Below are 25,011 nucleotides of genomic sequence, written 5' to 3'. Positions count from 1 at the left end.
ACAGCGTAGAGCGTCGCGGGCCAGGCAACCTCGAAAACACCCCTATCCGCCGAGATTGGTCCGACCGCGGTCGGGCTCGGGTTTCTCGCGGCCCAAGAGTTCGAGCGCCAGCGACTTCAGCGCGCGGTAGTCAACCTTGCCGAGCACGGTGCGCGGCACCTGGTCGACCATGAGCAGCACCTTGGGCGCCTTGAACCCGGCGATGAGCTTGCGGCTGTGGTCTTGCAGCTGCTCCAGGCTCAATGTCGCACCGGCGCGCAACTGCACCAGCGCGGTGACCTGTTCGCCCCACCGTTCGTGCGGGGTGCCGACCACACCGGCGTCGAACACGTCGGGGTGTTGCAGCAGCACGCCCTCGACCTCCTCGGGGTGGATCTTCTCGCCGCCGGAGTTGATGGTGACCGCGCCGCGGCCCAGCAGCGAGATGGTGCCGTCCGGCTCGCGGCGGGCGAGATCGCCGGGCAGGACCCAGCGTTTGCCGTCTATGTGTTTGAAGGCGGCCGCCGTCTTGTCCGGGTCGTTGAAGTAGCCCAGCGGAATGGCGCCGCCGCGCGCCAGCATGCCGACCTGGCCGACCGGGCAGGGCCGCAGCTGCTCGTCGACCACCATGACGTCGGCGTCCGCGTCGAATATCGGCGTGGTCCTGGGCTTTCCGTCGTCGAAGCGGTTCAGCGTGACGCCGGACTCCGAAGCGCCCAGGGTATCCCTGATGATGCGGTTGGGCAGCGCCTCGCGCAGCTGCGCGCGCACGCCCGCCGACAACGGCGCCGCCCCGTTGGCCACCGCCAGCACGCTGCCCAGATCCCACCGGTCCGGTTCGGCCAGCAGCGCTTCGGCAAGCGGGCGGGCGGTGGCGTCCCCGAGGACGGCGATCGCGGTGACCTTGGCCCTGGATGCCAGGTCGAGCGTCTTGGCCGGGTCGAAGCTGCGCTGGGTGGTCACGACGAAAGTGCCGCCGGCGACGTGGCAGTTGCCCAGGATCCACTGGGTGCCGCCATGCATCAGGGGTCCGACGGTGAGCACCCGCACCGGGAACTCGTTGGCTGCCGCCTCCGCGCCGAGCTGCTCGACGCTGTCCAGCGGGGCATTCCAGCGCTGGGCGTTCAGCGCGCCGCGGATCAGGTCTTCCTGGCGCCACACCACGCCCTTGGGCAGACCGGTGGTGCCGCCGGTGTACAGGATGTAGAGGTCGTCGCCGCCGCGGCCGGTGATGCGGCGCTGCGGTGACGCGCTGTCCAACGCCGCGTCGTAGTCCTCGCCCAGCACCAGCAACTGGCCCATGTGCGGCAGTGCGGGCCGGATCTCGTTGACCAGATCGACGTAGTCGGGCGCGACGATCGCCAGCACGGATCCGGAGTTTCCGTAGATGTGCATCAGCTCGTTCTGCCGGTAGCGGTAATTGACGTTGATCGGGACCGCGCGCGCCTTGAACGCCCCGTAGAACGCGTCCACCCACTCGATGCAGTTCATCGCGTGCACCGCGACACGGTCACCGGGTCGGATGCCCACGGACACCAGGTGGTTGGCCAACCGCGTTGCGCGCTCGTCGATTTCGCCGTAGGAGTACTCGCGGTCCTCGGTGACGACGGCGGGCCGGTCGGCGACCGAGTCGGCCATCTGCTCGATGATGTCGGCCAGGTTCCAGGGCCGTGAACTCATGGCACCAAGCTAACGCCGGGCCGGGCGCGACCGGGCCGGATTTCCCTGGAAAGCTCGGTATGCATGCCGCGCTCCGTGGTGCCAACGGGACTCGAAGGAGAAGACATGCCCACCAACAGGATTGTCGTGATCGGGGCCGGCTGTGCCGGTCTTTCCGCCACGTACACGCTGCGTAAACACGGTGTCGAGGTCATCACCTTCGAGGCGAGCGATGTGGTGGGCGGGCGTTGCCGGACCGTCGCCGAAGACGGGTACGAATTTGTGGCCGGCGCGGGCAGCACCGAACCGCAATGGGCCACCACTTTCGAATACCTGGCGGAACTCGGTCTGTTGGACCGGATATATTCCATCCAAAAGCAGCGTTACGGGTTTGTCCGTAATGGCAAAGTGCGCACGTTGTTCGTCGGAGGCAATTTCCGGGAAACCATCAAGACGCTGCCCGAGAACGTGAAATTTTTCTTTACCGGGATTCCCTGGAAAACGTATCCCCAGACCCTGAAGGCGTTCGTCGCGCTGCGCCGGTACATGAACTTGGTGGACACCGAGAATCAAGAGTTCGGCGCCTTGGCCGAGATCTCCAATACCAGCGCCGAAGATTTCGTGCTGGCACACGGCGGGCGAGAGGCCCTGGAATGGGTGTTTCACCCGTTCTTGTCGACCATGATCCTGGCGCGCCCGAAGGATATTTCGGTCGTCCATCCGATTCTGCTCTTCTCCTTGATGAAGGGGATGCGATCGATGGAGGGCGGCCTGGGAAGCATCACCGCCGGGTTGTACGAGCGGGTGCGCGATTGCGTCCGTCTCAATACCCCGGTGACCAAGGTGGTCATCGAGGACAGCAGGGTGCTGGGCGTGGAAACGCAGGACGGCTTTGTCGAGTCGCAGCGGGTGGTCTGCGCCGTCGACGCCGTGGTCGCACGGCAGTTGATCCCCGATCTTCCCGAGGCGATGCACAACGCCCTTGCCACGTGCAAATACAGCTCCACCTACTACTATCAGTTCGGTCTGGACAAACCGCTCGTCGAGCAGCAAGACACGCCTTTCTACGTCGTCATGATCCCTGCCGGCGAGCAGACGGTCCTCGATTTTGCCTCTCTGGGCAGCAACTCGAGGGATAAGCCGGTGGTCATTGTCCCCACTCGTGGCTGGGAGGATGAAAAGCTCGCCGAATTGAGCGAGGAGGAACGCCGCCGGCTGGTGATCTCCGAGGTGCAGAAGATATGCCCCGCCTTCCCCGACGAGCCGAAAATCACCAAGGTTTTCCGCTGGGATCGCGCCATCAACCTGCAATCCCCCGGGCAGTTCGTGGCAATTCAGGACCTGCTCGACAATCACCTGCACGATGTCAGCGGTTTGTACCTGGCGGGCGAGTACCTGTTTCCGATCGCGTGCACCGAGGGCGCGCTGGCAACCGGTAAGAAGGCGGCCGAGACGGTCATTGACGATCTTGCGGGAGCCCGCTAGCGCAGGCTGCGCCGGCGGCGCAGCGTCGAACGTGTAACCGCTGCGAGATTTCGCACGAAAATTCGCAACAGCCTCACGCTCGGCGGAATACCTGCCGAGGCCGCCGACGGCCTGCCGCGTTGTGCCAAGGTTGTCTCGACCGAAAGGAGACATTCTCCATGTCCACATGGCTCATCACCGGCTGCTCGAGCGGGCTCGGGCGTGCGCTCGCCGAAGCCGCTATCGACACCGGCCACAACGTCGTCGTCACCGCACGTGACGTCACCACGGTCGCCGAGCTGGCCGACGCAACGCCCGACCGCGTGCTGGCCGCGGACCTCGACGTCACCAAACCCGACCAGGTCACCTCCGCGGTGCGCGTGGCCGAAAAGCGGTTCGGCGGTGTCGACGTGCTGGTCAACAACGCCGGCTACGGATACCGCTCCGCGGTCGAAGAGGGCGACGACGCCGACATCCGCGCCCTGTTCGAGACGCATTTCTTCGGCAGTGTCGCGATGATCAAGGCCGTACTACCTGGCATGCGGGCTCGCCGCTCCGGCTCGATCGTGAACATCTCCTCGATCACCGTTCAGCTGACCCCGGTGGCCTCCGGCTACTACTCCGCGGCGAAGGCCGCCCTCGAGGGCATGAGTGGGGCGCTGCGCGGTGAGGTTGCGCCCCTTGGTATTTCGGTCATCGTCGTCGAACCCGGGGCATTTCGCACCGACTTCGCCGGCCGATCGCTGACCCAGTCGACCACAGTTATCGACGACTACGCCGCCACCGCCGGGCAGCGCCGCATCGAAAACGACACCATGCACGGCAACCAACAGGGCGACCCCGCCAAGGCCGCGGCGGCAATCATCACGGCCGTCGAATCACCGGAACCGCCGGGGTTTTTGCTTTTGGGACCCGACGCCTTGGCCCTGTACCGCTACATCGCCGAGCAGCGGGCCAACGAGATCGCCACCTGGGAACAGCTCAGCGCCGGAACCGATCTCGACTCCTGACACCGGTGGTGAAAGCGGATCACCCCGTCGCGGCCCGCCGGACGGCGTACAGCCGAACCTCGCCGTGAATCCCGCGGAGATGGCGTGCGCCGACGAACGACCACTCGAGGCCCGGCGCGTCGCCGATCGCCTCGCGTGCGGCCTCGGTCAGCCACACCGCGCCCGAAGGCGCCGCGTGGGTGATCCGGCTGGCCATGTTGACCGGGCTGCCGTACCAGTCTCCGGAACGGCTGATGGCGCGTCCGAACGCGAATCCCACCCGCAGCCGCAGGATTTTCTCGGCGGCCGCCGCCTCGACCAGGTCCAGGACCGTGGTCAGCAGTTGCGGCGGTTCGGCGCAGACCAGCATCACCGCGTCGCCGATCGTCTTGACGAACTGCACCGGACTCGTCGTGACATCGTGAGCCAGATCGCTGAGCCGAAAGGCGATCAGTCCCAGGTCGTCCGGCGGCAGCTGCTCCCCCAGCCGCGTGAACCCGACGAGATCGGCGAAGGCAACGGCCACGTCCCGCGCACCCGGCAAGGTGCCGGCGGCGCGCTCGGCCACGTTGATCGCCTCGGTCTCGAACGAATGTCGAAGCACCAGCCGCAACAAGTCGTCGACCATCGGGCCAAGCAGCGGCTCGGCCTGTCGCGCCAGGTGTTCGAAGGCCTTCGCCAGCTCGAGTTCGGTGGCGCCCGGGCTCAGCGATGCCTGCAGGGCCGCGCGGCGCAGCGCCACCGCCGGGCCGGTGAGGCCCTCGACCAGAAGTCGCACGACCAATCCGACCCGTGCCGGATCCAAGCCCAGGTCGACCAGCCGCGCGGCATTGAGCACCGCCTCAGCGTCGGCGCGGGACCGCAGCGGTGAATCGGGGTCGTAGACCCGAACCAGCCCGGCCGCGCGGTGCAGGCGTTGCAGCAGCTCGAGGCTGACGCCACTGGACTCCGAAATCTCGCGGGCCGACACCGTGGTTCCGTCGTCGCCGATCGCGCGATTGGCGGGCAATAGCATCGGAATGAACGCGTCGCGGATCTGGTCGACGTCGAACCCACGATCCAACAGCCAGTTAATGAGCTCGGCACGCTCCTGACGCGCCCGGCCGTCGAGGTGATCGAGCAACCCCAACGACTCGACGTCGTTGTTGTCCGGCTCTACTGACACCGCGTCAACGTACAACAACCTGGGGCCTTCCGACCCTCGTTGCGCCCCACCGCAGACCCCTAGCATCGGGTCATTGGGGAGACCCGCGGTCCCCTTCACCGAATCAAGGATCCGACCATGACCACTACGCACACCGAAAAAGCCGCCCCCGTTGACGCACCCGCGGTCGACGAGCACCGCAGACGCGAGGTCGACGCCATCGTCGCCACGGCAGCGCAGGCGGCCCGAGCATTCCGCACGCTCGACCAGCAGCAGGTCGATGCGATCGTCGAGGCGATGGTGCGCGCCGGAGTTCGGGCGGCGGGGGAACTGGCCGGCGTGGCGATCGAGGAGACCGGGTTCGGCGTCTTCGAGGACAAGGTGGTCAAGAACTACGTGGCGACCGAGTTCCTGCACGACTACCTGCGTGACAAGAAATCGGTGGGGGTCATCGACGAGGACGTCGAGCACAACATCGCCTACGTGGCCGAGCCCATCGGGGTGGTGCTGGCCATCACGCCGGTGACCAACCCGACCTCGACGGTGCTGTTCAAGGCGATCGTGGCCGCCAAAACCCGCAACGCCATCCTGTTCCGGCCGTCGCCGTATGCGGTGCGTTCGTGTGAACGCAGCCTGGCAGTCCTTCGCACGGCGGCCGAGGCGGCGGGGATGCCGCCGGGGGCGCTGCAGGTCATTCCCGACGCCGCCCACGAAGTGACGCACTACCTGTTCAAACACCCGCAGGTCGATTTCATCTGGGTGACCGGTGGCCCGAAGATCGTCGCTCTGGCGAATGCGGCCGGAAAGCCGGGCCTGTCGGTCGGGCCCGGCAACGCGCCCATCTACATCCACAAGACGGCGGACCTCAAGGGCGCCGTCGTCGACATCCTGATCTCGAAAACCTTTGACTCCTCGGTCATCTGCCCGGCCGAGCAGACCTGCGTCATCGACGACGAGATCTACGACGAGGTGATCGCCGAGTTCGAGCGGATGGGCGCCCAGCTGCTCACCCCCGAGCAGGCCAAGGCGGTGGCCGAGTTCGCGTTCGGCTGCGGCGACAAGATCTCGCTGGCGGCGGTCGGACAGAAGGCGTCGGAATTGGCCGCACGGGCCGGGTTCAGCGTGTCACCGACGGTGAAGGTGCTGCTGGCGGCGCTGCCGGCCGATCTCGACGAACTCGCCGGGCATCCGTTGGTGCAGGAAAAGCTGATGCCCGTGCTCGGAGTGGTGCGCGCGCGCAGCGTGCAGCACGCCATCGACATCGCCGTCCTGGTCACCGAGCACGGCGGTCTGGGCCACACGTCGGCGGTTTACGCCAATGACGAAAAGGTGATCCAGGCATACGGTTTGGCGGTTCGCACCGGCCGCATCCTGGTCAACGCACCCACCTCGGTCGGGGCGCTCGGCGGCGTCTACAACAACCTGACGCCCACGTTCTCGTTGGGATGCGGTACCTGGGGCGGGTCGAGCACCACCGAGAACGTCAACTACCGACAACTGCTCAACATCAAGACCGTCTCGCGCCGCCGCACCCCGCCGCAGTGGTTCCGCGTCCCGTCCAACACCTACTTCAACGAAGGCGCGTTGGACAATCTGCGCGAGCTGGACAGCGAAACCGTCGTCTTGGTGACCGATGCCCTGACCGAGGAGCGCGGCGTGATCGACACGCTGCGCTCCAAGTTGCGCACCAACCACGTGCAGGTGTTCGCCGAGGTCACCCCGGAGCCCGACGAGTCGACCATCCGCCGCGGTGTCGCGCTGCTGCAGCGGGTGCAACCTGATCTTTTAATCGCCGTCGGCGGCGGCTCGGTGCTCGACGCCGGCAAGGCGATCCGGCTGTTCTACGAACACCCGGAGAAGAGCCTCGACGAGCTGACGATGCCGTTCCTCGACCCCCGCAAGCGGGTAGCCGACTACCCGGTCGACCGTCATCGCATCCAATTGGTCGCTGTCCCAACGACATCGGGCACCGGTTCGGAAGTGTCGCCGGCGGCAGTGTTGACGGTGCGCGGCAAGAAGGAAACGCTGGTCGACTACAGCCTGGTGCCCGATCTGGCGATCGTCGACCCGGTTTTGACCTCGTCGATGCCGCAGCAACTGACCGCCGACACCGGCATCGACGCGCTGACCCACGCGCTGGAGGCGGGTGTTTCGATTTTCGCCTCGCCTTATACCGATGCGTTGTGCGCCCAGGCGGCGCGGCTGATCTTCGACGCGTTGCCGCGAGCCTATGAGCATCCCGACGACCTGTCCGCGCGCACCGCCATGTCCAATGCGGCAACCCTTGCCGGACTTGCGTTTTCGAACGCATTCGTCGGCACGAACCACGCGCTCGCCCATGCCGTCGGCGCGAAATTCGGGATCTCGCACGGCCGCGCGAACGGAATTTTCCTGCCCCATGTGTTGCGCTACAACGCAAGTCTGCCGACCAAATTCATGCCGGCACCCGGATATTCGGCCTATATCGCCCCGGACAAGTACGCGCAGCTGGGCCAGCTGATCTTCGGCGGCCACGAGCCCGACGAGTGCCGCCGCCGGTTGTTCCAAGGGGTCGACGACCTGCTGGACCGGCTGAAGATGCCGCGGTCGCTGCGGGAGTTCGGCGTCGACGAAGAGGCGTTTCTCGCGGCGCTGCCGGCGTTGGCGATGACGGCCTTCGAGGATCTGAGCAACCGCACCAACCCGCGGATGCCATTGGTCAGCGAGATCACCGCATTGCTTCGGCTGGGCTACTACGGTGCCGGCGGCCTGGGGCAGTCACCCGGAAACTAACCGAATGCCGCGATTCCCCGGACGTCTCGACCGGCGTCGAGCATGATGATGCTGGCCAGCAGTCCTTTCCCGCGGGAGGAGCACCATGAACGCCGCGGCGTTGGCGGGGACAATCGTCGGTTCGCTCTTGTTGCCGGTCACGGGCCTGATCCTGCTGATCGTCGGAATACGGAAGCGTTCGGCGGCACGTAAACAAGCGTCGATCGGGTACTCACCGGGCTACCCGCCGCCGCCGGGCTATCTGCCGGGATATCCGGCAGCCGGTCAGCCGGGCTACGGCGGATACCCACCCGGTTATCCGATGCCGCCGCGGCCGACACCGCCGAAGTCGGCCGGCACCGGCTTCGTCGTCGCCGGCATGGTGCTGCTTGTCGTGGGCGCGCTGGCACTGGTCGGGACCCTCGCCCATGCCGTACGACACTCCAGCCGCCTGGCGATCGGCGACTGCCTGACCAACGCGATCCTGACCGACAAACCCGATTGGCGCCCGAGCAGTTGCTCGAATCCGGACGCGGTGCTCCAATACGCCGCCAACACCGACTCGAAAGGAGATTGTCCCGACGGCAAGCGGAACGACAGCAGCTACCTGTCGGCGGAGCACAACGGCGTACGGATGTGCTTTGCAGCCAACCTACTTCAGGGCCAGTGCTACGCCTCCGAGCACGACGACAAGACGGTCCGCCAAACAAGCTGCACCAGCGGCACCGTCAGGGTCGTCAAACGAATCGACGGCAGCACGGACGCGTCCGCTTGTCCCAAACGCACACGCGCCCTGACGTATACACAACCGAAAAGGACCTACTGCACCGAACGCATCGGCAGCGTTTGAATTCCCGCGCTTCGCGATCGGTTTCGGTCGCAAACGGCCATCGACGGCGGCGTTAGCCCGACGCCACTGTCTCGGTGCTGCCGGCCACAATATCGTGTTCCGCAATTCGCTTGAGTAGACGCACTTTACGGCGCGTGACCACGATACCGACGATGCCCAGCGCCCAGACGGGATATTGCACCGTCCAGGCCAGCCGGAACCAGTCGAATGAGTAGTCGTCGGTGATCTCGAGGATCATTCCCATCGCCTGCATGACCAGCAGGGCAGCAAAGAATCCGGCCATGTTGACGATGCCCTTTGCGGTGCCCAGCGTCGCACTGGTGTTGAACGTCCGCGCGAAGTCCAGTCCGATCATCGATGCCGGTCCTCCGACGGAGACGACGACGATCAACGTGACCAGCAACCACAGCGGAGTGCGCCCCGGCAACGCCAGCACGACGGTCCAGGCCACGACGTTGGCGACAATGATGCTCAGCGCCATGGTGGACCGCCGGTGCGGGTGGCGACCGGTCAGGATGCCCAGGACAAGCCCTGAGGTGATCGCCGCGACCACCGATACGGTCAGCAACGCACCCGCGAGGTGAGGCGAAAGCCCCTGGGCCTTGGTCAGATACGGCACACCCCACATCAACGTGAACACCGTGAGCGGGAACTGGGTGGTCATGTGGGTGAAAAAACCCAGCCGGGTGCCCGGGCGCGACCATACCGTCTTGATGCCGGCCACCGTGTCGCGCAGTGTAGCGCTTTGGGACGCCACCGGATGGCCCTTCGGGGCGTTGCGCACCAGCGCCAGGCTAAGTGCTGCCGACATCACGCCCAGCGCGGCAGCCGACGTGTATGCGGTGGCCCAGCCGTCGCCGAGCAGTATCGCCAAGAACGGCACGGCCGACAGCACCTGCCCGAGCTGACCGCAGATGTAGGTCAGCTGGGTGACGAGCGGGACACGCCTGGGCTCGAACCAGTATGAGACCAGGCGCAGCACGGAGATGAAGATCACCGCGTCGCCCAGGCCGACAACCGCACGCGCGGCGATGGCCGTCGGCAACGACCCCGTGAACGCCAGAACGAACTGGCCGGCGGCCATCAGGGTGGCGCCGCTGACGATCAGCGCCCGTGAGCCGAAGCGGTCGAGCAGTACTCCGGCGGGAATCTGGGTGCCCGAATAGACGACGACCTGCAGCACGACGAAGGTCGACAGCACCCCGGGACTGGCGGAAAAGCGCTGTGCCGCTTCCATACCGGAGACGCCCAGCGTGGTGCGGTCCAAGACGGCGACAATGTATGCCACCAGCCCGACACCCCAGACGATCCAGGAACGCATCGCCCCAGTGTCGCGCATTCGGAGCGATACACCAAAATCGGAACTGTAATGTACATTTGTACATGTACGTTCGTACACGAGGAGGGGCCTTGGCTTATCTGTTTCTGTTCTGCGCGATCTTCGCCGAGGTGGTGGCGACCAGTCTGCTCAAGAGCACCGAAGGGTTCACCCGGCTGTGGCCGACCGTGGTCTGCCTGACCGGTTACGCCGTCGCGTTCGCTCTGCTGGCGTTGTCGATCGCGCGCGGCATGCAGACCGACGTCGCCTATGCGTTGTGGTCGGCGATCGGCACGGCCGCAATCGTGCTGATCGCCGTGCTGTTCCTCGGCTCGCCGGTGTCGCTGGCAAAGGTTCTGGGCGTCGGGCTGATCATCGGCGGGGTGCTCACGTTGAACCTTGCCGGTGCGCATTGACCGCGGAACCGCACCGCCGCCCCCGCGACCCGGTCGGGCGCCGGCAGGCGATCATCGAGGCGGCGGGGCGGGTGATCGCCCGCCACGGCCTCGGGGAACTGACGCACCGCCGGGTCGCCGCGGAGGCCGATGTTCCGGTCGGGTCGACGACCTACTACTTCAGCGACCTCGGGACCCTGCGCGAAGCCGCACTCGCCCACGCCGCGACGAGCGCCGCCGATTGGCTGGAGCAGTGGCGGCGAGATCTCGACCGGGCCGCCGATCTTCCCGTCACCCTGGCGCGGCTCACGGCCGAATACCTGACCGACCCGGACCGGCACCGCACGCTGAGCGAGTTGTACGTCGCGGCAAGTCACCGGCCGGAGTTACAGTCCCTGGCCCGGCTGTGGCCGGAGGGTCTGGTCGCGCTGCTCGAACCGCGCATCGGCCGACGGGCCGCCGAAGCAGTCACGGTGTTTCTCGACGGCGCCACCGTGCATTCGCTGATCACCGGCACGCCGCTCAGCGTCGAGGCCCTCACGGATGCGGTCGCCAGGCTGGCTGCCGACCCGTGAGCGCGATGCGTCGTCGAACGTGACGCCACAGTCACCCTCGGGGCCGAGCGTGACACTGGCGTCACGTAGAGCGCTGCCCGAACTCCGCCGTTGAGATCATGCGCCACAGCCCAACGTTACGGGTGAGCGGTCCGGCGACGCGCGCGAGCGCATCGAACCGTAGAAGTTCAGCGTCGCAGTTTTTCGCTCATGCCTAATTGGGAACTCACCATCCATGAGCACCCCACCGGAAGTAAGGAGACTCATCGACGCACTCGCCGAGGATGTCTACGACGCCTATTACGGCATCGAATATTCCGGACCTCAGTACAGCAGGGGGCAGGGAATGCAGGCCGCACGGTATCTGGCGAGAAAGCTGATTCGCCAGGGCTGGCGAAAAACCGCTGACCACAGCCTCCCCTATTGCCCGCATGGGACGCCGACGTGTTACGACCCTGCGCCGCACGAGCGCTGCGAGCTGTAATCGACAACTGACCCTCGCCGGTCGCACGTGCCCCGGCATCGCGGTCACCTGGACCCGTTGCGACCATTGGGTACAAAGAGTCGGGCGGTTGCTCGCCGCTGGCCGGCGCTGCGCCGCCACTTCAACGGTAATGGGACAGGGCATGAACACTGACAAGATCGGCGACGGGAATATCGGCGCGGCGACCACGCAGCCGGCGTCCTACGCGATTCCCGCCGACATCGAACAGCGTCCCGTTCTGGTCCTCGGGGCGGGTACGCTCGGCGCTCGTATCGCGCTGATGTTCGCCCTCGGGGGCAGCCGGGTACGCATCTACAACCGCACCCCGGATCGTGCCGAATCAGCCAAGCGCTTCGTGGCCGACCAACTACCGCACGTTCGTGACATGCTCGCTGTTTCCGACCCACCGCCGGGAACCGTCGAGGTCGTCACACCGCTCGAGGATGCCGTTCGCGGAGCCTGGCTCATCATCGAGTCGGTGGCAGAAGATCTCGCGATCAAGCGGCCGCTGCTGGCCGCCGTCGACGACCTCGCCGACCAGGACGCGATCGTGGCGACCAACTCGTCGTCGTATCCGAGCAGCCAGATGGCCGGCGCCGTCAAGCACCCCGAGCGGCTGTTGAACATGCATTTCCTGATGCCCCCGCTGGCCAACAGTGTCGAATTGATGTCCTGCGGCACGACCGACAGCGCCGTCATCGATGCGCTGAAAAAACTTCTGCCCCGCTACCGGCTCGTGCCGTTCGAGGTTCGGCGGGAAAGCGTCGGCTTCATCTTCAACCGCATCTGGGCCGCCATCAAACGCGAGGCGCTGATGGTCGTACAGGAGGGCGTGGCGACGCCCGAGGATGTCGACCGCATCTTTCAGGACGTCTTCCGCTCACCCGCCGGGCCGTTCCGCATGATGGATCAGGTCGGTCTCGACGTGGTGCTCGACGTCGAGGAGCACTACGCGCAAGTCCGCGACGGCATACCCGAAGGCCCGCGCATGCTGCTGCGCGAATATCTCGCTCGCGGGGACTTCGGAGTCAAAAGTGGCCGCGGGTTCTACGCCGACTATGATGGCGTGCCGTAATCTGCTGTGCCCAAACGGCTTTCACACTACTCTGGTGCGCGGCGCCGCGATCTCGAACATCGGCATCGAGTGCGGATGCGCCTGCACCCGGTTCTGTCGACGCCGGGGATCGCGCGCCTGGCGACGCACCTGAAACGTACCGCGCCGCTCATCGGGATGTCGAAAACCACTGTCCGCCAACCTCACCAGCCCGAAGCCTTCGACGATGGCAGCGCATAACCATCGAATGGGGTTGCCGCACGGCGGGATACACCGACGAAGTGCTCGCCCGGCCCGATGAGGTCTGACGGCCCCAGAGGCATTGGCGCCTACGGGATATCGGCGCGGCCGCGGCGCGGTTTCGGCCTGACGGAGCACGAGGCGTGCGGTTAGGATTTCGCGGCCCAGCCGGCGGCCAGGGTGGCGACGAGCTTGCCGAACGGTTCGATGTCGCGGCGGGTGAATCGGGTCGTGGGACCGCACAACACCAACGCCCCCACCGGCTTGCCCTCCGCACCCAGCAGCGCCGCACCGACAGCGCGGGTGTCGTCGCTGAGCTCGGCGTCGTTGACCGCCCACCCCCGCTCGCGAGCGGCCCCGAGTGCGTTCTCCGTCAGCTCCGGATCGACCTGCCTGTACACCGCCAAATCCGCCGGTGAAGCATGAGCCGCCAGGATCCGCAGCGCCGAACTGCTGCGGGCCGGCATTTCTACTCCCGCTCGGACGGACACCCGGAGCGTGTGGTGGCTCTCCGCGATCGCCGCGATGAGCAGGCGCTCCCCGTCGGGGATGACGAGCATCGCCGTCTCTCCGGTCTGGTCGCGCGCATGTTCCAGCAACGGCCGCGCGGCTTCGGTCAGCGAGTGTGTCGCCGACTTCGAAAACGTGCCGGACAGCATCGGCGAGATGGTCCAGCGAGCCTCGGCGGTGCGGTCCAGCCAGCCGGCCCCGTTCAGGGTGACCGCGAGGCGATGCACCGCGCTCTTGTCGATGCCGGTCGCGCGAGCGATGTCGCTGACGCCGACGGGCTGCCGGCTCGCAATGAATTCCAGAACCCGGCACGCATTGCGTACCGATTGGATTTCCTTGACCGAAGACGCCATGCTCCGTAGTGTAAAGAGAAACATCTGTGTTGCCTAGTAACACGGAGGGACGGATGGGAACGGACCGGACCGGCACCGGGCTGCCGTGGGTCGACGCAATCGCGGACTCGTTTGCTCCCTACTCGTTCACCGACTTCCACCTCACGAAGCTGCCCACTCTCAACGGCCGGCATGGGTTCATGGTGGTCGACGACCTCGTGGGCGCACCTCCCCTGGCCTTCCGCATTCCCGACGGCACCACCTTCACCTGGCGAGCAACATCGCAGGGAATCGAAGCCGTCGCCGGTGACGCCGAGGCCGCGACTCTGGTCCAGTTGGACGAGGCGACCTTCTCCGAGTTCCTACATGCCCTGCTGACCGCCAGCGGATCGGTGCGCACCGACCGGGCGCGGGTCATCCGCGGCTCGGTGGACGGCTGGCGGCGCTGGGAGCCGGCCGTCCGAACGCTGTTGAGCGCCATGCCGATCTACAGCGATGCGGTGTGGGACTCTCTCGTCGACGCCGACGGCCGACCGCTGGACCTGCACCGGTCGTTCGCCCCCGACGACGACCAGGACGAGATGCGCCACTTCTTTGAGGTTGCCGGTTACCTGCATATTCGCGGCGTCTACCCGGCCTCCGAAGCCGAAACTCTGGGTGTGGAAGTGGAGAAGGCGCGGGCCCGCGCCGAACCCGGCGATCCTTTCTCGTGGTGGTCGGTCAACGCCGACGGAGAGGAGGTGGTGACCCGGATCAACTACCTCGGCCGGTATTCGGATGCGCTGCAGCAACTCTGCTTCGACGAGCGCCTGACCCACTTCGCCCGCTTGGCCAACCCGAACCTGAGAGTGTGCGACGACCGCCTCGACGGCCCGATGGTCTTCATCAAGAATTCCAACGTGGTCCAGGGCGACGGTGATCTCGGCTGGCACGTCGACGACGGCATCGGCGGCCACCCGGTGATGTGCCCCCTGGTTCAGGCCGGCATACAACTCGACGTCGCCGACGCCGTCAACGGTCAACTCATGGTGCTGGCCGGCTCACATCGCTACACCAAACACTGGATGCAGTGGGGCCAGGAGGGCACACTTCCCGTGGTCCGGCTGGAGACGCAGCCGGGCGACCTGACATTGCACTACGGCGACACCATGCACAGCACACCGCCGCCCACCGGCGCCAACGCCGGCCGGCGGGTGCTGTATTACAAGTTCGCCGAGGAGAAGACTTTTCACTTCGTGCCGTCGGGATGCCATTACAACGACGCCCTCTTCCGGACGGACTCCAGTGGCAAGGTGCCCACCCGTGCCGCCACCTACTGAGATGCAGGACGTCCTCAGACGGGAAGTCCGCAACGGCGTGGCACTGCTTACCCTGAACCGACCCGACGCGCTCAACGCTTACACCCCTGAGATCGGCCGCCGGCTCGGCGAAGCCTACCGCCGCTGCGACAGCGACGACTCCGTGCGCGTCATCGTGGTGACCGGATCGGGATCGGCGTTCTGCGCAGGTGCCGACATGAGCGACGCCGATCCGTTCGACTCACCCACGCACAGCGACTTCTCCGCATCCCCGGTCCAGCCGGCGGCGTTCGAGCTTCGCAAGCCCGTGATCGCGGCCATGAACGGCCATGCCATCGGTATCGGGTTCACCCTCGCGCTTCAGGCCGACATCCGTGTCGCCGCCGAGGAAGCCAAGTACGGAGTCGTCCAATCGCGGCGTGGCGTGATCGGTGACTGCATGTCGCATTGGACGCTGCTGCGTCTCGTCGGGCTGGCCACCGCGGCCGACCTGTTGCTGACCGGCCGCACAGTCCGTGGTACCGAAGTCGCCAGAATGGGCATCGCCAATGCCGCCGTGCCGGGTACCGAAGTCCTGAAGCATGCCATGACGATCGCAACGGACATCGTCGAGAACGTGGCGCCAATGTCCGCCGCGCTGTCCAAGCGGCTGCTGTGGGACACCGCGATCAATGGCTATGCACCACAGCAGGTGGGCGAGTTGGAGATCCAACTTCATCGACGACTGATGGGACGTGATGACAGCAGAGAGGCGGTTGCGGCCTACCGGGCAAAGCGCGCACCGATGTGGACGGCGTCGGTTCCGGCTGACTGGCAGGATCTTCCCGACCGGAGGGTTGACGCGGCGATGAAGCACCACTTCGCCGAACTCCTCGGCTTCCGGTATGGGCGATCCGACCAGCAGCAGGCCGTCGTGGAGGCCATGCCGACGGCAGAACACTGCAATGAACGCGGAACGGTCCATGGCGGATTCCTCGCGGCCCTCCTGGACGCCGCCACCGGACTGGCGGTCCATTCCGCACTCGACGAGCAGCTGACGGCTCCGCATTTCGACTTGACGATTCAGTACCTGCGGCCCGCGGTTCCCGGGACACTACTGACCTGCGTTGCGCGCACCACGAAGGCCGGTCGCCGCGTCGTCGCTTCGGAGGCGGAGGTTTTCCAGGACGGCAAAATGGTCGCCCGAGCGATCGGCAGTCACGCCGTCGTGTAGCGGGCGGCACGCGAATAGCTCAGTCCGCTTGGTAGCTGCAGGTTCGTCACAACCCGACGGCTTGCTCCAGGTCTTTGAGTGACGTCTCCAGATGGGCCAGCATCCGCTGCAGATGCGGCATGGCACTGCGGCATCCCACCAGTCCGAAGTCTAGGCTGTCGCCGCTGCTGACCAGTGTGATGTTGAGCGCTTGTCCGTTGGCCGCGATCGACATCGGATAGTTGCCCTGCAGCCGAGCGCCATTTGCATACAGCGGGTTTCGGGAACCCGGCACGTTCGAGATGCACACGTTGAATGGCGGTCGCGTCGCCGACATTCCCGTCACTCCGCCAAACACCACCGGCGAGAGCAACATCATTCCCAACGCCATCGCCTGCGGCCTGGGCATCTCGGCGAGGACCGCCTTGTTCTGCTGCATGGACGAGTTGATCGCGGCCAGACGCTGAGCGGGGTCATCGACGTGCGTGGCCAGATTGGCCAGCACCGCCCCGACCGCGTTGCCGCCTGCAGCATCGTCGGCAGTGCGCAGACTGACTGGAACCATTGCCACCAAAGGCTTTTCGGGCAACGCGTGCTGATCGGTCAGGTATGCGCGCAGAGCGCCGGCACACATCGCAAGCACGACGTCGTTGACGGACACACCGGCGGCGTTCTTGACGTCTTTGATGCGCTGCAGCGACCACGACTGGGCAGCGCAGCGTCGGGCACCGCCGATCGGGACGTTGAGCATGGTTCGCGGCGCCTGGAACGGCAAGGTCATCTGCTGTTCGAGCAGGGCGGAACGCGCCAAACGGAGGGTCGAGGAGCCAAGGCGCGGGACCGATTTGATTGTGCTGGCCAGGGTTTGCAGCCTCGACGAGGCTCCAGTGTGCTCGTCGGTTCGAATGGGCGACGCCCACGGCGCACGGATCTCCCGGTCGAGTGGATCCGCACTGAGCGAATTCTGCAGAAAGTTGATGGTCGATATCCCATCGACGAGGCCGTGATGGATCTTGGTGTACACGGCGAAGCGTCCGTCGGCGAGCCCCTCGATGACATGGGTTTCCCACAACGGACGGTGCCGGTCGAGCATGCCGGACTGCAGACGCGATACCAGTTCGAGCAGTTCCCTCACCCGCCCGGGCCCGGGCAGTGCCGAGTGCCGCACGTGGTAGTCGAGGTCGATGTCGGTCGCCGAGGACCATGCGGCACTCAGCCCTCCTGGCAGGGTCGCTGGACGCTTGCGAAAAAGCGGCTGCACATCGTCACATGCCCGCAGCCCTTCGTAGTACTCGCGGACGAATTCCCGCCCGCTGTCCTGCGGTGGATCGAACAGCTGCAACCCGGCGACGTGCATAGGGTGACCGGGTGACTCGGCGAGAAACATCATCGACTCGACCGGTGACATCAGGTTCATGGCTTGTCCTTGTGTGGGTAGTTGTCCGAAGGCCTAGACCGCCGACGCGGCGGCGTCACGCTTGATCATGCTGAAAAAGTTAGCCGCGCAACGGCTATGGAAGCTCGTGCCAGCGCGCCAACAGCGATCCCGGAGATTGTGAGCGGATAACAAACGCGGGCCGCGCGGTCCCGCTTTTACCCCCGGACACCGAGGATGTCGCGAAACAGCCCCTGGCGCGGGACAGGTTCCCCCGGATCACTCCAGCTGTGCAGACCCAACCTGTGCATCGCATCCGCGTAGCCGGTCCCAATGTCACGACTAGCTGTCCTCAATCGCGTCGCCCGGGCTTGACCACGGGGTCTACCCGGCCGAACCGGGCGATGGTGGCGCCGGCGAACCGTGCCATCGCCTCGGCGTCGGATACATCGACACGCCACTGCGGGCGCCGGCTCGTTTTCTCGCACCAACATTGCCGATGTCCGTTGTGACGAAGTCACATCGGAGTATGTTAAGCCGCCATGGAACCGGCGTGGGAACCATTGCGTGAGCCAGACGCCGAGCAGGTCTGGAATGAGCTGCTGCGCCCGATAGCCGCCGAACTGCGTTCTGCCGCAGCGGAACTGGCGCAGCGGTGCGTTACCCAGATGCAGACAGAGATGCCAGTCCTATTTCCCGACCCGCAGTCGGTCAGGGAGAACCTGGTCAGCACCGAGGCGGGCATCCGACAACTGGCCGACATCATCGACGTGGCCGGTGACCCTCGCGACGTCGAATTGCCCGCACCGACCCTGGCCATTGCCCGAGCGGGCGTGGTGCGACAGATTCCGCTGGCCAATTTGATGCGGTTTTACCGGCTGGCCCAAACGTTGCTGTGGCAGTGGATGTGGGACCGGATCACTGCGGCCGCCACTGACCGGGCGCAGCAGGCATTGGCGTTTCGGCTCGCCACCAGCTGGATGTTCGGCTACGTGGACGCGGCGTTGAACCGCGCGGAGCAGGCCTATGAGGCCGAACGTGAGATCTGGCTGCGGAACACCGCCGCCGCCCGCACGGACGCGATCGACGACATCTTGACCCAACGCGAGCGTGACCCGCAGCGGGCGTCCAAGCGGTTGCGCTACGACGTCAATCGCCACCACGTCGGGGTGATCGCCTGGGTAGATTCGGCGCCGGAACACCGCGACGCTCAGTCATCGCTGAACGAGGCGCTCACCACGCTTGCGCGCGAGATGCGCGCCGACACAACCCTCATCCACCCGGGCGGCTCTCTCGTGGCGTTCGGCTGGTTTAGCTGGCGAAGCGCTATTGGCACAGCCGGTTTCGACACCACAGGCGTTTCGACGCGTCGGCCGACACTTCCGGATGGCGTTCGGGTCGGTATCGGCGAGCCCGGGCACGGACTGAAAGGCTTCCGCTGCAGTCATATCGAAGCATCCAATGCCCGTCGGGTCGCGTCGCTGGCCGGCGCCCGCGCCGGCACGCTGACGCATTACCGGGATGTTGCGGTCGCCGCGCTGGCCAGTTGCGACGCCGAACACGCGGCGTCGTTCGTCCATCGGGTGCTTGGTCCGCTGGCCGCTGACGACGAGGCGACCTACCGGGTGGCCACGACGTTGTCGGTATACCTGCAGGAGAACCGCAGTCGCCTCCGAACTGCGCAGCGACTCACCGTGCATCCCAACACGGTCAGCTACCGCGTTGACCAAGCCGAGAAGATCCTCGGTCGCAGCATCGACACCGACAGCCTCGACCTCGCGGTGGCCCTGGTGTTACTGCCCACGCTGCCGGGGCTCATCCGCGAGCGCCGCGCCGCCGAACCGTGACCTGGCTCCGAACCGCTCATCACGCCAATTATCCTCGGGTGTAACAGCTTCCACGACATGCGGAGCCTCCCATGCCGCTCGGACATCGGTTGACCAGCCGCTCGGGCAAGGGCCCTGAGTCTCGGCAACGGGTGAGCAGACCCGCGACACTCCGTCCCCTCGCACTGTGACGTGAACACAAGCGGGCGCACCAACCTTGGCGTCGCGCGCCAAGGAATTCGCTGCAGCCGCCCTTACCGTTTCAGTCAGTTGGCCGACCGGCCACCAACGATCAAGAAGCAAGGAGCACCCCGATGCAAACGCTGCAAGAGCTCGACGTCAACTACATGAGCGGCGCCGACAATCCCTGGATCCCCTTCACCCCGCTCACCGACAAGGTGTTCCTGAAGTACTGGAAGGTCGACCCGGTCCGCGGCGAGATCATCGTCTCGATGAAGTTTCCCGGCGGGCTCGAGCTGCCCCCGCACTACCACACCGGCATCGTGATCGGGCACACCGTATCCGGGGCGTGGCGCTACCAGGAAAACAACTGGGTCTCCCGCGCCGGCGACACCGTCTACGAGGTGGCCGGCTCCAGGCACACCCCGGAGAGCGTGGAGGACACCGAGGTGTTCTTCGTCATCGTCGGCGAGCTGCTGTTCATCGACGAGAACAACACCATCCTGTGGCAGGAGAACCACAAGACCTCCATCGAGCGCTACACCACCTACTGCGCCGACCACGGCATCCCAGCCCGCGACCTGACGAGCTGGGACGCGTAATACACCGTTTGCGGGTCGGCCGAGCCCTGCTGCAACACCGCCAGTAGGCGGCGCAGGGCGGCCGGCCGCATCCGTGCTGCCGAGGTCAGGCCGCCGCGAAGGTAGCAAAGTCGTCAAACCGCTCAAACTAGCCCGCTGATCCGCGTTTTCCCTGGTGCAGCTAAGGGGACTCCGCTGACCACGAACTGAGCGTCGGTGCTAGCCATCCTGCCTACCAAGCCGACCTCGTCGGCGGCGGAACTTTCCGCCCAAAACTGAGATAATCGCCTCGTGCCCACCGAGCCCCCCAGCCCACGACCGACCGCGCCGAAACCGCGGCAGCACGTCACGGCCGAGGATCTGGAGAGGTTCGGCGACGAGGAGCAGGTGCGCTCGGCGTGGGACGAGACCCGGCTCCGCGACGAGCAACCGCCGCATCACCGCTAGCGTGCCGCGCTTACCCCACCCCAACCGCCGGGGCTGCGCGTACGCGGCCGTGCGCGGCGTTCGATTCGGCCACTATCCCGCGTTCTAGACGGTTGAGACCTTAAGTGAAGCCGCCATATTCGATGCCGCCGTACTTGACACGAAATCCTGGACGCATTTTGCCGTCGGGTCGGATGAACTGAATTCCTCTGTTGCCGCGGTGTCCTGCGCGAGGTGGAGCAGCTGCGGTCCCTCGTCGATGAGCAATCGGCTAAATCCAAGCGCGGCACAGGTTCTCAGCGCTGGCGCTAGGACACGCTGCGCCTCGTCGGTCTCGCCAGCTATCGAGAGGCAGAGCGCCAATTGGAGCGTGGCGCCAAGGTGTGCACGCGGGCGCTTGCCCTGGTCGACATGACCAAGTTGGGCACGGGCCCGCTCGCAAGCTGCACTGAGCGCTGAGTGGCTGCCGTCGCGCAGGAGCAGTCGGATTTGTGAGTCTTCCCTGAGTTCGGCTGTTTCGCAGCCGATTCCGTCGAGTGCTTGTGCACTTTGACCCATGACTCGCGCAGCGAGCCCCTCGTCGATCTCTTCGGTCGACATCGCGGCTAATCGGACCCGTTCATAAATGAGGCGAGCTTCGAGTCGTGGTAGTCGCGCTGCTGTCGCGATTTCCAGGCCTTCGGCAATACGGCGGTCTGCGGCGGTCTTGTCGCCGCGCGCCATTTTCCGCCGTGCCCCCGTCCCGAATGTCGCGAACATGATGTCGACGATTCCGCCCTCGGCGCCGAGTTCGTAGGCGTCGTCGAGCAATGCCTCGGCTTCGTCGAGTTGACCGCGTTCGTAGAGAAGCTGCCCCAGCAGCGAGCCAGCGAGCTTGGCGATATAGGTGGGGCGACCGGACGGCAGCAGCGCGATTCGGATGCCTTGTCGCAGGTGCGCTTCGGCGCCGGCGACGTCGAGCTGCTCGTTCGCGGCGATCGCGGCAAGACAGTGTCCGTAGGTAACGCTGAGTGCCCCGGAGGTCTTCTGATGGAATGGTCCTGCCCACTTCTGCCAGCGAAGCGCGTCATCGAAGTCCCATACCCGAAGCGCACAAAATGAGGCGAGATCGGCTGCACGGCAAAGAATCCAGGGGCGAAGCGTATCGGCCCGGTCCTACGCCGGACCGCCTTAATCAGGTGGGTGAGAAACCAGACCGCGTTGTTGTCGTCGCTATTAATAGCTAACCATGCGGTCTTCACTTTCTGCTTGGTGAGTTTTGACCCACTGCTTGGCGACGGTGCTCTTGCCGTAACCGCGGGGCGCGTGGATCAGGACCAGCTTTGGTCTTGGCCCCGAGCCGAGCCGGTCCAGGATTCCTTGCCTCGGCAGGTCTGCGCGTCTCCAGTCGGGGTAAGCGTGGAACCCGCTGATGAGTGCCGCGATGAGCACCGGACTCAGAATCGCCATGCAAAACCCGATGATGGTGAGGTAGGAGCCGATAACCGCGGCCGTGGTTGGAATCTCTTTCTCCGCACGGCGGATCGGGTGAGCCTTGTGTCTGCTAGGAAGTCGTCGACTAGCTCGTCGCAAAAGGCGGCATGGCCGAAAGATATCGCGGTCATCACTTCGATCGCTGCTCCCCGAAGGGGGTGCTTTTGTCTCCTTTACGGATCATTGCCCGGACCGACACAGCGGGACGCAAGCTTGTTTCCGGCAGGTGAGTTACCCGAACCCTCCGTTCGGGCGATGGTGCTTCGCGGTGCCGCCCCTGTTGACTTGATCCCGACTTGAAATCGGAGGCGTCAACGTGGCAACGGACATCAAGCACTATCAAATGTTCATCAACGGAAAGCATGTCGACTCGGACGAGATGGACCAGATCCGCGACCCGGCGACCGAGGAAGTGTATGCCACGATAGCCCGGGGCACGGCCGCGCACGCCGACGCCGCCGTGGCTGCGGCGCGCGCGGCATTCGAGTCAGGCTCATGGTCGCGATTGGCTCCAGCCGAGCGATCGCGGGTGCTGACCCAGATCGCCGAGCGCCTAGGCAGTGAGATCGAGGACCTCGTCGAGCTGGAGATCCACGCCAACGGCGCCACGGTGCGGCAGGCGATGGGTTTCCATGTCGGCTACGCGCCGCCGCACTTCTCGTACTTCGCCGAGCTTGCTGCCTCTTACCAGTGGGAGCGGCAGGTATCGACGCCCGCCTTTCCGACGCTGTCGACGAACGTGATCCGCCATGAGCCGCTCGGCGTGTGCGTCGCGATCGTGCCCTGGAATTTCCCTCTGTTGCTCGGCATTTGGAAGATCGGCCCAGCGCTAGCGGCCGGCAACTCGGTGGTCATCAAACCCGATGAAAAGACTCCGTTGACTCTGCTGCGTCTGTGCGAGATCGCCCACGAATGCGGGGTGCCCGACGGTGTCATCAATCTTGTCACCGGTCCCGGCGCAGAAGTTGGGGCCAGGTTGGCCGAACATCCTGATGTCGACAAGGTGGCGTTCACCGGGTCGACCGCAGTCGGCCGCGAGATCATGCGCCTGGCGTCGGGAACCGTGAAAAAGGTCTCCCTCGAGCTTGGCGGCAAGGGCGCGCAGCTGCTCGACGACGCCGACCTCGACGTCGCCATCGACGGGGCATTGTTCGGCTGCATGCTGTACTCCGGCCAGATCTGCGAATCGGGCACCCGCTTGCTGGTGTCCGACACAATGTATGACCTCGTCGTGGACCGCCTCGTCGACCGCGCATCGGCGCTCAAACTCGGGGACACGACCGACTTCAATACCGATGTAGGACCAGTCATTTCGGCCAGACAGCGAGACCGGGTGCTGGCATTCCTGGACAGCGCAAGGCAAAGCGGCGCCAAGGTCGTCCTCGGTGGTGGCGCGCCGCTGGGAGAGCGGGTCACGAAGGGCTACTGGATCGAGCCGACAATCGTCGCCGAAGTCAGCAATGACATGGAGGTCGCGCGGGAGGAGATCTTCGGGCCGGTCCTGTGCGTCCTGCGCTACACCGATGACGCCGACGCGATCCGGCAGGCCAACGATTCTCAGTACGGCTTGAGCGCCGGGGTGTGGAGTACCGACCATGAACGAGCGCTCGAAGTCGCATCGCAGCTACGCGCCGGCACAGTGTGGATCAACAACTGGCACCAGATCGATCCCGCGCTGCCGTTTGGCGGTTATAAGCAAAGCGGTTTGGGCCGCGAACTCGGGCCGCACGCGCTCGACGACTACACCGAGACCAAGCATGTGCACATCGATCTCACGCAGAAAGTCGAGCGCCACATCTTCGGCGCACTGCTGTCAGAATCACCCGCATAGCGGACGCTGCCGGTTCTCGTCGTAATTCGGCGCGGCAGGCTTAGTTGTCGCGCAACCATTTCGTGGTTGGGCTGGCATGTTTAGAGGCATGTCGCGGTTGCAGGTGTTGTCTGATGAGATGTGGTCCCAGATCGAGCCTTCGATGCCGGTGGCTTCGGCCAAGGGCGGCAGGCCGTTTCGTGATCATCGCACGGTAGTCGAAGCGATCATCTGGCGTTATCGCACGGGTTGTCCGTGGCGGGATTTGCCGGCCGAGTTCGGGGCGTGGAAGACCGCGTGGCGCCGTCATGACCAATACGGCAAGGACGGTACCTGGGATGCGATCTTGGCGGTGGTGCTCACCGCGGCCGCCGATGCCGATCGCATCGATTGGGCGGTCAGTGTCGATTCGACGGTCAACCGGGCGCATCAGCACGCCACGAACCTCCCGCGCCACACAGGGGGCACCCTCGAATTACAAGAATTGGGCTGCCGAGCCCGCTGACCACGGCATTGGCCGCTCACGCGGCGGACTCAGCACGAAGATCCACCACCTTGTCGACGGAGCCGGAATGCCGCTGGTGGTGCTGAGCGCACCGGGTCAGGCTGGTGATGCACCCATGTTCCCGATCCTGATGGGCCATCCAAAGGTCAACACCAGCGGTCCGGGACGCCCCCGTACGCGCCCGACCAAGGTTCGCGGCGACAAGGCGTATTCGTCGCGGGCCATCCGCGCACTGCTGCGCAGCAGGGGCGTCACCGCGGCGATCCCCCAGCCTGACGATCAGATCGCTCACCGTCGGCGCCGCGGCAGCGCAGGAGGCCGACCGCCGGCGTTCGACGCTCATGATTACAAGGGCCGCAACGTCGTTGAGCGCAGCTTCCAACGAACCAAACAATGGCGAGGCATCGCCACCCGCTACGACAAACACAACCTGAACTACCGAGGCGGCGCAGTCCTCAACGCCATCGTGCTCTGGCTCAAACGGTTATGGGACACGCCTTAGTTGTCGCGCCCGTATGTTCGTCGCGGCTGGCGTGCCAGCTTATCGCTGGCGTGGCTGAGCCCCGTCCAACGCTTACTCATGGCGGTCTTTGGGCCGCGGACTATACGGTCAGTGCGTTGG

Annotated in this window: 21 protein-coding genes and 2 pseudogenes; 16 read left to right on the top strand and 7 right to left on the bottom strand. The window is 65.5% G+C overall.

Annotated features, from left to right (window positions below):
* Nucleotides 1–42 precede the first annotated feature (42 nt).
* Nucleotides 43–1,659, bottom strand: coding sequence for an AMP-binding protein (locus tag MKAN_RS21900; RefSeq protein WP_023372059.1), 1,617 nt, complete (start codon nucleotides 1,657–1,659; stop codon nucleotides 43–45).
* Between the two features lie 105 nt (nucleotides 1,660–1,764).
* On the opposite strand from MKAN_RS21900, the gene MKAN_RS21895 reads away from it, so the two are divergent.
* Together MKAN_RS21895 and MKAN_RS21890 are read left to right on the top strand one after the other, a co-directional pair.
* On the top strand, nucleotides 1,765–3,123 hold the full coding sequence (locus MKAN_RS21895) for a protoporphyrinogen/coproporphyrinogen oxidase (protein WP_023372058.1): 1,359 nt from the start codon (nucleotides 1,765–1,767) through the stop codon (nucleotides 3,121–3,123).
* A gap of 158 nt (nucleotides 3,124–3,281) precedes the next feature.
* The gene (locus tag MKAN_RS21890) at nucleotides 3,282–4,112 is read left to right on the top strand and encodes an oxidoreductase (RefSeq protein WP_023372057.1); all 831 of its coding nucleotides are present in this window, start codon (nucleotides 3,282–3,284) and stop codon (nucleotides 4,110–4,112) included.
* A gap of 19 nt (nucleotides 4,113–4,131) precedes the next feature.
* On the opposite strand, the gene MKAN_RS21885 is transcribed toward MKAN_RS21890, so the two are convergent.
* Nucleotides 4,132–5,256 carry an adenylate/guanylate cyclase domain-containing protein gene (locus MKAN_RS21885; RefSeq protein WP_036391238.1) on the bottom strand — a complete coding sequence of 375 codons (1,125 nt, stop codon included), beginning with the start codon at nucleotides 5,254–5,256 and terminating at the stop codon, nucleotides 4,132–4,134.
* 117 nt (nucleotides 5,257–5,373) lie between these two features.
* Here MKAN_RS21885 and adhE point away from each other — a divergent pair, with 117 nt between their 5' ends.
* On the top strand, nucleotides 5,374–8,007 hold the full coding sequence (gene adhE / locus MKAN_RS21880; protein ID WP_023372055.1) for a bifunctional acetaldehyde-CoA/alcohol dehydrogenase: 2,634 nt from the start codon (nucleotides 5,374–5,376) through the stop codon (nucleotides 8,005–8,007).
* Nucleotides 8,008–8,092: 85 nt separating this feature from the next.
* Nucleotides 8,093–8,836, top strand: a complete 744-nt coding sequence (locus tag MKAN_RS21875) for an LppU/SCO3897 family protein (RefSeq protein WP_023372054.1) — start codon at nucleotides 8,093–8,095, stop codon at nucleotides 8,834–8,836.
* A gap of 52 nt (nucleotides 8,837–8,888) precedes the next feature.
* Here the strand turns inward: MKAN_RS21875 and MKAN_RS21870 are convergent, their stop codons facing one another.
* Nucleotides 8,889–10,157, bottom strand: coding sequence for an MFS transporter (locus MKAN_RS21870; RefSeq protein ID WP_036391855.1), 1,269 nt, complete (start codon nucleotides 10,155–10,157; stop codon nucleotides 8,889–8,891).
* 89 nt (nucleotides 10,158–10,246) lie between these two features.
* On the opposite strand from MKAN_RS21870, the gene MKAN_RS21865 reads away from it, so the two are divergent.
* The 4 genes from MKAN_RS21865 (at nucleotide 10,247) to MKAN_RS21850 (ending at nucleotide 12,662) form a co-directional block, all read left to right on the top strand.
* Nucleotides 10,247–10,570 carry a DMT family transporter gene (locus tag MKAN_RS21865; RefSeq protein ID WP_023372052.1) on the top strand — a complete coding sequence of 108 codons (324 nt, stop codon included), beginning with the start codon at nucleotides 10,247–10,249 and terminating at the stop codon, nucleotides 10,568–10,570.
* Nucleotides 10,567–11,124, top strand: a complete 558-nt coding sequence (locus MKAN_RS21860) for a TetR/AcrR family transcriptional regulator (protein ID WP_023372051.1) — start codon at nucleotides 10,567–10,569, stop codon at nucleotides 11,122–11,124. The genes MKAN_RS21865 and MKAN_RS21860 overlap by 4 nt, the downstream gene beginning before the upstream one ends.
* A 214-nt stretch (nucleotides 11,125–11,338) precedes the next feature.
* Nucleotides 11,339–11,587: a hypothetical protein gene (locus tag MKAN_RS21855; protein ID WP_023372050.1), complete on the top strand. Its 249-nt coding sequence runs from the start codon at nucleotides 11,339–11,341 to the stop codon at nucleotides 11,585–11,587.
* Between the two features lie 142 nt (nucleotides 11,588–11,729).
* Nucleotides 11,730–12,662 carry a 3-hydroxyacyl-CoA dehydrogenase family protein gene (locus MKAN_RS21850; protein ID WP_023372049.1) on the top strand — a complete coding sequence of 311 codons (933 nt, stop codon included), beginning with the start codon at nucleotides 11,730–11,732 and terminating at the stop codon, nucleotides 12,660–12,662.
* A 368-nt stretch (nucleotides 12,663–13,030) separates the two neighbouring features.
* Here the strand turns inward: MKAN_RS21850 and MKAN_RS21845 are convergent, their stop codons facing one another.
* Nucleotides 13,031–13,744 carry an IclR family transcriptional regulator gene (locus MKAN_RS21845; RefSeq protein WP_023372047.1) on the bottom strand — a complete coding sequence of 238 codons (714 nt, stop codon included), beginning with the start codon at nucleotides 13,742–13,744 and terminating at the stop codon, nucleotides 13,031–13,033.
* 53 nt (nucleotides 13,745–13,797) lie between these two features.
* Between MKAN_RS21845 and MKAN_RS21840 the strand changes: the two genes are divergently transcribed.
* The 3 genes and pseudogenes from MKAN_RS21840 to MKAN_RS32205 all read left to right on the top strand — a co-directional run bounded on the left by MKAN_RS21840 (nucleotide 13,798) and on the right by MKAN_RS32205 (nucleotide 16,234).
* Complete coding sequence (locus tag MKAN_RS21840; protein WP_023372046.1) at nucleotides 13,798–15,042, top strand: phytanoyl-CoA dioxygenase family protein; 1,245 nt, start codon at nucleotides 13,798–13,800, stop codon at nucleotides 15,040–15,042.
* 1 nt (nucleotide 15,043) lies between these two features.
* Nucleotides 15,044–15,850 (top strand): annotated as a pseudogene (locus tag MKAN_RS21835) (enoyl-CoA hydratase/isomerase family protein); the annotation flags it as partial.
* Between the two features lie 18 nt (nucleotides 15,851–15,868).
* Nucleotides 15,869–16,234, top strand: a complete 366-nt coding sequence (locus tag MKAN_RS32205; protein ID WP_225722956.1) for a PaaI family thioesterase — start codon at nucleotides 15,869–15,871, stop codon at nucleotides 16,232–16,234.
* 46 nt (nucleotides 16,235–16,280) lie between these two features.
* Here the strand turns inward: MKAN_RS32205 and MKAN_RS21830 are convergent, their stop codons facing one another.
* On the bottom strand, nucleotides 16,281–17,630 hold the full coding sequence (locus tag MKAN_RS21830) for a WS/DGAT/MGAT family O-acyltransferase (protein ID WP_023372044.1): 1,350 nt from the start codon (nucleotides 17,628–17,630) through the stop codon (nucleotides 16,281–16,283).
* Between the two features lie 500 nt (nucleotides 17,631–18,130).
* Between MKAN_RS21830 and MKAN_RS21825 the strand changes: the two genes are divergently transcribed.
* From MKAN_RS21825 to MKAN_RS31235, 3 genes are all read left to right on the top strand, one after another.
* The gene (locus MKAN_RS21825; RefSeq protein ID WP_023372043.1) at nucleotides 18,131–19,435 is read left to right on the top strand and encodes a PucR family transcriptional regulator; all 1,305 of its coding nucleotides are present in this window, start codon (nucleotides 18,131–18,133) and stop codon (nucleotides 19,433–19,435) included.
* A gap of 293 nt (nucleotides 19,436–19,728) precedes the next feature.
* On the top strand, nucleotides 19,729–20,196 hold the full coding sequence (locus tag MKAN_RS21820) for a 2,4'-dihydroxyacetophenone dioxygenase family protein (RefSeq protein WP_023372042.1): 468 nt from the start codon (nucleotides 19,729–19,731) through the stop codon (nucleotides 20,194–20,196).
* A 270-nt stretch (nucleotides 20,197–20,466) separates the two neighbouring features.
* On the top strand, nucleotides 20,467–20,622 hold the full coding sequence (locus MKAN_RS31235; RefSeq protein ID WP_023372041.1) for a hypothetical protein: 156 nt from the start codon (nucleotides 20,467–20,469) through the stop codon (nucleotides 20,620–20,622).
* An 84-nt stretch (nucleotides 20,623–20,706) separates the two neighbouring features.
* On the opposite strand, the gene MKAN_RS21815 is transcribed toward MKAN_RS31235, so the two are convergent.
* Together MKAN_RS21815 and MKAN_RS21805 are read right to left on the bottom strand one after the other, a co-directional pair.
* A complete protein-coding gene (locus tag MKAN_RS21815) occupies nucleotides 20,707–21,579 on the bottom strand; it encodes a tetratricopeptide repeat protein (protein ID WP_225722955.1) in 873 nt (290 codons plus the stop codon).
* Nucleotides 21,580–21,816: 237 nt separating this feature from the next.
* Nucleotides 21,817–22,050, bottom strand: coding sequence for a hypothetical protein (locus MKAN_RS21805; protein ID WP_023372038.1), 234 nt, complete (start codon nucleotides 22,048–22,050; stop codon nucleotides 21,817–21,819).
* A gap of 367 nt (nucleotides 22,051–22,417) precedes the next feature.
* On the opposite strand from MKAN_RS21805, the gene MKAN_RS21800 reads away from it, so the two are divergent.
* Both MKAN_RS21800 and MKAN_RS21790 read left to right on the top strand, forming a co-directional pair.
* The gene (locus MKAN_RS21800; protein ID WP_036391844.1) at nucleotides 22,418–23,905 is read left to right on the top strand and encodes an aldehyde dehydrogenase family protein; all 1,488 of its coding nucleotides are present in this window, start codon (nucleotides 22,418–22,420) and stop codon (nucleotides 23,903–23,905) included.
* A gap of 88 nt (nucleotides 23,906–23,993) precedes the next feature.
* Nucleotides 23,994–24,891: pseudogene (locus tag MKAN_RS21790) on the top strand (IS5 family transposase).
* Nucleotides 24,892–25,011 lie beyond the last annotated feature (120 nt).

The organism is Mycobacterium kansasii ATCC 12478 (assembly GCF_000157895.3).
Taxonomy (GTDB): Bacteria; Actinomycetota; Actinomycetes; order Mycobacteriales; family Mycobacteriaceae; genus Mycobacterium; species Mycobacterium kansasii.
Note: the sequence above shows the minus strand (reverse complement) of the source record. Positions and strands in the feature narration are given on the sequence as shown.